Raw genomic sequence first — 7,338 nt, 5'->3', positions numbered from 1 at the left:
GGCTGCTGCCCGCCGCATTCCGGCCCTACGCGCGGCTGATGCGGCTGGAGCGGCCCATCGGCTGGTGGCTGTTGCTGCTGCCTTGTCTGTGGGGGCTGGCTCTGGGCCAGATCGCGCTGGGCGGCGGCCTGCCCAATCCATGGTATGCGTTGCTGTTCGTCGTGGGCGCCATCATCATGCGGGGCGCCGGCTGCACCTTGAACGACATTGCCGACCGCAACTTCGACGGCAAGGTGGAGCGCACGAAGCTGCGGCCCATTCCGTCTGGCCAGGTCAGCGCAAAACAAGCCGCTGTCTTTCTCGTGGCGTTGTGCCTGCTGGGCCTTCTGGTGCTGCTCCAGTTCAACTGGTTCACCATCTTTGCGGGCGCGGCCTCGCTCGTGATCGTTGCCGTCTACCCCTTCATGAAGCGCATCACCTTCTGGCCGCAGGCGGTGCTGGGCCTTGCCTTCAACTGGGGAGCACTTGTGGGCTGGGCGTCGCTGCACGGATCGCTGTCGGCGGCACCGCTGCTGCTCTATGCGGGCGGCATCGCCTGGACGCTCGCCTATGACACGATCTACGCGCATCAGGACAAGGATGATGACATCCTCATCGGGGTGAAGTCGACGGCGCTGAAATTCGGCGAGCGCTCATTGCATTGGCTGGTTTTCTTCTTCTTCGCGGCCCTGGCCCTCATCGATACGGCCGTGTGGACGGCGGGCGGCGGCCTCATCGCGCATGTGGGCGTTGCCGGTGCCGCCATGCATGCGGCATGGCAGCTTGCGCGCTTTGACCATGCCGATTCCGCCCGCTGCCTTGAACTTTTCAGATCAAACCGCATATTCGGGCTCATCCTCACCCTCGCATTCGCATTGGATTCCATTCTCACATGATCGATGACCTCCTCTCGCTGGCGGGCGATGCCGTTGCCCATGCCCGCAAACTCGGCGCCGATGCCGTCCACGCCGTCGCCGCCGATGGCCGTTCGACCGAAATCTCGATCCTCGACGGCAAGATCGAAAAGGTGGAGCAGTCGGAAGCGCGCGACATCAGCCTGAAGGTCTATTCGGGCAAGTCGTCGGCGACGATCTCGGGCAGCGTGCTCACCTCCGAGGCGATCCACCGGCTGGCCGAGAATGCGCTTCGCATGGCGAAGCTGGCGCCGCCCGACCCCTATGCGGGACTGGCCGAGCCCGGCCTGCTGGCAAAGGACATCCCCGACCTCGACCTCGCGGCGAACGATCTTCCCAATGCGCAAGGCCTTGAACGCCTGGCGCGGGATGCGGAAGCTGCAGCACTTGCCGTGAAAGGCGTTTCGAAATCATCCGGCGCGGGGGCGTCCGCCTCCGACAGTGCCGTCGCCATCGTCATGTCCAACGGTTTCGCGCAAGGCTACCGGCGCACAGGCATGGGGGTTTCGATGTCGGCCATCGCCGGCGAGGGCATTTCCATGCAGCGCGACTACGACTATGCCTCCGCCATCCACTTCGCCGACCTTCGCTCGGCCGAAACTGTGGGCCGCGAGGCAGGCGAGCGCGCCGTGAGGCGTCTTGCTCCGCGAAAGGTGAAGTCGCAATCCGTGCCAGTCATCTATGACCGCCGCGTTGCATCGGGCCTCATCGGGCATCTCCTCGGCGCCATCAACGGCGCTGCCATCGCGCGCGGCACCAGCTTCCTGAAGGAGTGTCTGGGACAGCAGATATTCGGCAGCCACATCACTATCGTCGAAGACCCGTTCATCAGGCGGGGCTTCGGGTCGCGGCCCTTCGATGGCGAAGGACTTGCCTGCCACAAGCGGAACCTGATCGAGGCCGGCGTGCTGACCAACTGGATCCTCGACCTCCGTGCGGCACGGCAACTGGGCCTCGCGCCCACCGGACAGGGCTCGCGCGGGGGACCATCATCGTCGAACGTGTACCTGCCCGCAGGCGCTCAATCACCCGCCGAGCAGACCAGGGAGATTTCGCAAGGGCTCTACGTCACCGAGCTGATAGGCTCGTCGATCAACATGGTGACGGGCGACTACAGCCGTGGCGCTTCCGGATTCTGGATCGAGAACGGCGAACTGACGTTCCCCGTGAGCGAGATCACCATCGCCGGAAACCTGAAGGACATGTTCAAGACCATCGTACCCGCAAGCAACCTCGAGTTCCGGTCGTCCGTCAATGCGCCCAACTGCCTTGTCGAGGGCCTCACCATTGCAGGTCTCTGAGACGCGGGAGCAGGACGCCCGGCTGCTTTTTGAAACCGTGCGGGAGGCGGGTGAACTCGGCCGCTCGATGGCCCGAACCGACGTGCAGCGCTGGACGAAGCCCGACGGCTCGCAGGTGACGGAAGGCGATCTCCGCATCAACGATCTCTTCGAGGCTACTCTGAAGCCGCAGCGCCCCGGTTATGGCTGGCTTTCGGAGGAGACCCCCGACGATCACGCCCGGATGGCGCATGACAGGTTGTGGATCATCGACCCGATCGACGGAACGCGGGCCTTCATCGAGCGCCGCGACGAATGGTGCGTGGCAGCAGCCTTGATCGAGGACGGGCGGCCGGTCGCAGCCGCGGTCTTCCGACCCATGGTGGACGAGTTCTATACCGCGATTGCCGGAAAGGGCGCTTTCCTCAATGGCGGAGCGCTGGTGATCCCCGATTCCATTTCACTGGCGGGTGCCAGGCTGGCGGGCAACCGCAAGGCGCTCAGCAGCCTCGAAGCGCTGGGTATCAGAGGCGATCCGAGCGGCGCCCTGCCCCTCCAACTTCGGCTCGCCTATGTTGCGGCGGGCCGGCTCGATGGCGCGGTATCGATTGGAAACCGCAATGACTGGGACCTTGCGGCGGGCGAATTGCTTGTCCTCGAGGCAGGAGGGGCTGTCTCAGGCACCTCCGGCGAAGGATACATTTACAACCGGCCTGAGCCATGGCAGCAAGGCCTTGTTGCTGCAGGTGCGAAGCGCCATGCGGCGATCGTCAAGCATCTGAGGACCCCATGACCAAAGCCCCCGCCGCGAAACCTGACAGTCAACTGCTCCACATGGTGTTCGGGGGCGAACTGGAGGACCTGAAGGCCGTGACCTTCAAGGACCTCCACAAGCTCGACGTGGTGGGCTTCTACCCCAACTACGCCGAAGCCCACAAAGCCTGGCTGGGCAAGGCCCGCGAGACGATCGACAACGCACAAATGCGCTATTTCATCGTCCATATGCACCGGCTTCTCGACCCCTCGACGGACGTGACGAAGAAGAAGTCTCCGGCGAAGAAGAAGTAGACCTGAATTCGCGAAGCCTCGCTGGTGTGCACAGGAGCCATGTGCGTTGCACCCGTTGCGCAGGTCCGCCGACGCAGCTAGGGAGAGCAATCCTTTGCGATCTCCCGGCTTAGCATGATTATCCCTTCGCATCTGCGCGCCATCATTCCGATGGTCGTCGCCATGGGTGTCTTCATTGGCAGCGACAGCTGCATGAAGATTGCGCTTGCCGATGCGCCGATGTTCCAGCTGATGTTCATGCGCGGCTTTGCGGCGGTGACCATTTGTCTCGTCCTGCTGGTGGCGATGGGCCAGACAAGCGGCTTCTCCCGCATGTTCAATCCGTGGCTGGTGGCACGCGGGCTTCTTGAGGTCGGCGCCAATTTCAGCTTCACCATCGCCATCATCTACATGTCGATTGCGGACATGACAGCCATCGCCCAGACCTGCCCGCTCTTCGTGCTGGTCGGCGCTCGGCTGATCTATGGCGAGCGGCTGGGGTCGGTGCGGGTATTCCTCGTCATTGTCGGCATCATCGGCTCGCTTATGGTGGCACAACCGGGCGCTACGGCCGCATCCCCCTATGCGCTCCTCGGTTTCGCGACCGCGATCTTCGCGGCAATTCGTGACCTCATCACCCGCAAGGTACCGCAGGATATTCCGGCGCTCGTCGTGGCGCTCACCGTTCTGGTGCTGCTGATGGCCGCGGGCGGCATCGGCATGCTGGCGTTCGAGACGCCGATGGTGCCGGGCACTCACCATGTCGTGCTGATGATGCTGGCGGGTGCACTGCTGATCACGGGGCACGTTCTGATCTACGTCGCCTACCGCATCGGGCCGGCGCGGACCGTGGCGCCCTTCATGTACACGCTCACCATCTGGGCGGTGCTCTCGGGCGTGATCCTGTTCGGGGACATTCCGAATGCGCTCGCCATTGCCGGCATGACGATCGTGGTGCTTGCGGGGCTCTCGATCATCATGCTCGATGGACGGCAACGAAGAACGGCAGCGGCAGCGGAAGTTTCCGTCTAGATCTTTCCCTCGGCCTGCAGGCGGCCCAGCGGGAATGCCGCCAGCGGATCGTCGGCCTTCACGGCATCAAGCCTTGCCAAGGCATCGGCGCAGTCCACGTTCATCTGGCCGATCAGCTCGGCAATCGAGTTGAACCGCTTGTCCGGCCGGATGAGATCGATGAATTCAACCAGCATCTGGCGGCCATAGAGATCGCCCTCGAAACCGATGAGAAAGACTTCGAGAAAGGTGCGGCCCGTATCGAAGGTGGGACGGTCGCCGAAATAGCCGGCACCAGGCCAGGCGATGGCGCCCTTGAGTGCTGCGTCACGCACGCGCACGGCGTAGATGCCGCGAAACGGGTCCGCGCCCTTGTCGAGGATGATGTTGAGCGTCGGGAAGCCGATGGTGCGGCCACGCTGGTCGCCCCGCACCACTTCGCCCAGCACGGTCCAGTGATAGCCCAGCTCACGGGCCGCTGCGGTGACATGGCCATGGCGGAGCGCCTGGCGGATGGAACTCGACGAGAAAGGCGAATGCTGGTCGCCCTCGTCCGTCACCTGGTCGACGATGGTGACGCCAAAACCATTGCGACCGCCCAATTCCTCCATGATGACAGGGCTGCCCTTGCGGCCTTTGCCGAAGTGGAAATCATAGCCCGTCACCACGTGCGCTGCCCCCATGCGCTCGACCAGATGGCGGGTGACGAAGTCCTCCGGACTGAGGTCGGACAGGGCCTGATCGAAGGGCAGGACCGCCATGAAGGACGCGCCAAGTGCGGCCATGAGGCGTGACTTCAGGGCCTCGGGCGTGAGGCGGAAGACAGGCTCGTCCGGCTTGAAATAGGTGCGCGGATGCGGCTCGAAGCTGACGACGCCCCAGGGCCTTCCCAGCCGCCGGGCTTCGGCGCGCGCAATCTCCAGCAGCGTCTGGTGGCCACGGTGCACGCCGTCGAAGTTCCCGATGGCGATGACGGCGCCACGGCAGCTCTCAGGAACCGGCCCGGTCCCGGCGATCAGTTTCATTCCAAACCCTTCTCACGCCCATGACAGGTCATGGACGGTTGCCACGATGCGGGCATGGGGCACGGCAGCCAGGACGGCTGCCTCGGCAACGTGGAGCCCCTCGCTCGCGTCGGTGACACCTTCTGCAACAAGAAGGGCGTCAAGGCCATAGTCTGCCGCGCCGCGGATGTCGGTTTCCGGTCCGTCGCCGATGACGAGAACCTCGGCCCGGTCAACGGGTGCGTTGCGGAGGCGGCCGGCCTCGGCCATGGCAAGATCGTAGATCGGCTGGAACGGCTTTCCCGCCATCAGGACTTCGCCACCCCTCGCCGCATAGAGTTCGGCGATCTTGCCGGCACAATAGAGGATGCGGTCACCCTTCCGCACGATCTTGTCCGGATTGGCGCAGATCATCACGAGGCCGCGGCGCTTCAGGTCGTCGAGCAGCGCGTCATAGTCTTCAAGCTTGTCGTTCACATCGTCGAACAGCCCGGTGCAGAGCACGGCATGGGCTTCGCCGACGGGCACCCGCTCGACGCCTGTTCCAACGTAGATCGAATGATCGCGCGACGGCCCAAGGTGAAAGACCTTGCCGCCGCCGTGAAGCTTCATCAGCACCTGCGTCACATCGCCAGAGGTGACGATGCGGTCATGGCTTTCGGGATCGACGCCGATTTCCACCAGCTGCTTCTCGACGCCGATGTTGCTGCGCGGCGAATTGGTGACGAGGATGACGGTGCCGCCGCGCTCTCGATGGCGCTTCAGTGCCGCGACGGTGATCGGGAAAGGCTCGACGCCATTGTGGACCACGCCCCAGATGTCACAGAACCAGACGGGGTAGGACTCGGAGAAATGCTGCATGGTAGCCTGGTCTGTCAGGCAGCGCTGGCGCTGCGGAGTGCTGACGCGATGCCGGCACCCTGGCGGACCTTGCGCGGCGGCGCGAAGAAGGAGCCATAGCCGAAGCGGGCGAGTTTCGTAGCGGCTGTCGCCTGCTGCGGTGTGACAATGTCGGAAATGATGATCTGGAACTGCATGGCGCGGGCATATTGCACGAACTCGCGCCAGGCGGAAGCGGGTCCGAATCCGGCATCGGCGGCACTGGGCGGGACGGTGAGAAACCGGACACCCAGCTGGCGGAGGGAGGCCAGATCGAGACCCGCCACCTGAACGTTGGAGAGCGCCATGGTGGCGCCAAGCCGGCCCAGCCGCGCCAGGTTCTCGATGCCGTACATGTCCAGCGCACCGAGGTCGCGGTACTCGAATTCGAAGACGATACCATTGGCGACGTCCGAATCGCGTTCGAGGCTGCCGGCGATCCGTGCCGTCTCCTCGCGCGACCCCAGTGTGGCGAGTCCGATCGGGACGATGATGCGGAGGCCGGGATTCTTGACCCTGAGCCGCCGCAGGACCGGCACCACCAGCTTCACCATGTGACCATCGAGCGCGGGGCGCATGCCGCCCTGGTCGGCCTTCTGCATCAGTTCGGCATGGCGCACCACATTGCCTTGCTCGTCGGTCAAGTCGAGCCTTGCGCGATAATGCGCGGTCGAGCCGGAGGACAATTCGATCACCGGCTCCAGCAGCAGTTCGAGATGCTCGGCGCCGCCTGCCGTGGCGTCCTGCGCGGCAAGGACGGGCTGCTGCAAGGCGGCCGCCTGCTCTGCCCGGGCCGGAGCAGGATTGGCGGCAACGGGTTTCTCCCGCGCCTGCATCAGGCTCCGCACGCCATCGCGCAGCGTCTTCACGTCGGCGGCGATGTCGTCAAGACGATGAGCGGGCGCCAAAGCCTGCTGTTCGACGTCATTCAAACGGATTTCGGCAGCGTCGGCCTTGCCGGCAAGATCACGGATCGCATCCTGCTGGGACCACAGGAGATCGTCCTGGCGCGACAGCTTGATCATCACCACAAGGGCGATCCCAAAGACGCAAGCCGAAAGCACCATGATGGCACCGGCGACCGCCGTCATCTCCGGGCCAGCCGACGTCAGCAGGTAGGCCGCAATGGCAATCGAGGCGAGCGGAAAGACGGACAGCCCAGCCATCACCGGAAGCATGTGACGCGACATTGCCCTATTTGCCTCCCCCTTCGCCCTGCCACGA

8 protein-coding genes are annotated in these 7,338 nt (G+C 64.3%); 5 read left to right on the top strand and 3 right to left on the bottom strand.

Annotated features, from left to right (window positions below; genetic code table 11):
- Positions 1–2: 2 nt before the first annotated feature.
- The 5 genes from ubiA to ACEW8Q_RS17620 all read left to right on the top strand — a co-directional run bounded on the left by ubiA (position 3) and on the right by ACEW8Q_RS17620 (position 4,252).
- Positions 3–875, top strand: a complete 873-nt coding sequence (gene ubiA / locus ACEW8Q_RS17640; protein ID WP_373505368.1) for a 4-hydroxybenzoate octaprenyltransferase — start codon at positions 3–5, stop codon at positions 873–875.
- On the top strand, positions 872–2,194 hold the full coding sequence (locus tag ACEW8Q_RS17635; RefSeq protein ID WP_373505367.1) for a TldD/PmbA family protein: 1,323 nt from the start codon (positions 872–874) through the stop codon (positions 2,192–2,194). Before ubiA ends, ACEW8Q_RS17635 begins: the two co-directional genes overlap by 4 nt.
- Positions 2,181–2,966 (top strand): 3'(2'),5'-bisphosphate nucleotidase CysQ, encoded by a 786-nt coding sequence (locus ACEW8Q_RS17630; RefSeq protein WP_373505366.1) that lies wholly within the window; start codon positions 2,181–2,183, stop codon positions 2,964–2,966. Before ACEW8Q_RS17635 ends, ACEW8Q_RS17630 begins: the two co-directional genes overlap by 14 nt.
- Positions 2,963–3,241 (top strand): DUF4170 domain-containing protein, encoded by a 279-nt coding sequence (locus ACEW8Q_RS17625; protein WP_373505365.1) that lies wholly within the window; start codon positions 2,963–2,965, stop codon positions 3,239–3,241. Before ACEW8Q_RS17630 ends, ACEW8Q_RS17625 begins: the two co-directional genes overlap by 4 nt.
- A gap of 114 nt (positions 3,242–3,355) precedes the next feature.
- A complete protein-coding gene (locus ACEW8Q_RS17620) occupies positions 3,356–4,252 on the top strand; it encodes a DMT family transporter (RefSeq protein ID WP_373505364.1) in 897 nt (298 codons plus the stop codon).
- Here ACEW8Q_RS17620 and ACEW8Q_RS17615 read toward each other — a convergent pair.
- From ACEW8Q_RS17615 to ACEW8Q_RS17605, 3 genes are read right to left on the bottom strand one after another with little or no spacing between them, the layout of a single operon-like run.
- A complete protein-coding gene (locus ACEW8Q_RS17615; protein WP_373505363.1) occupies positions 4,249–5,256 on the bottom strand; it encodes a bifunctional riboflavin kinase/FAD synthetase in 1,008 nt (335 codons plus the stop codon). The genes ACEW8Q_RS17620 and ACEW8Q_RS17615 overlap by 4 nt on opposite strands.
- A gap of 12 nt (positions 5,257–5,268) precedes the next feature.
- Complete coding sequence (locus tag ACEW8Q_RS17610) at positions 5,269–6,096, bottom strand: TIGR01459 family HAD-type hydrolase (protein WP_373505362.1); 828 nt, start codon at positions 6,094–6,096, stop codon at positions 5,269–5,271.
- A 14-nt stretch (positions 6,097–6,110) separates the two neighbouring features.
- Positions 6,111–7,304 carry an EAL domain-containing protein gene (locus tag ACEW8Q_RS17605; RefSeq protein WP_373505361.1) on the bottom strand — a complete coding sequence of 398 codons (1,194 nt, stop codon included), beginning with the start codon at positions 7,302–7,304 and terminating at the stop codon, positions 6,111–6,113.
- Between the last annotated feature and the right edge of the window lie 34 nt (positions 7,305–7,338).

It is taken from the genome of Aestuariivirga sp., from assembly GCF_041738905.1.
Lineage (GTDB): Bacteria > Pseudomonadota > Alphaproteobacteria > Rhizobiales > Aestuariivirgaceae > Aestuariivirga.
The sequence above is the reverse complement of the archived record's forward strand: the minus strand, read 5'-3'. Positions and strand labels throughout refer to the sequence as shown.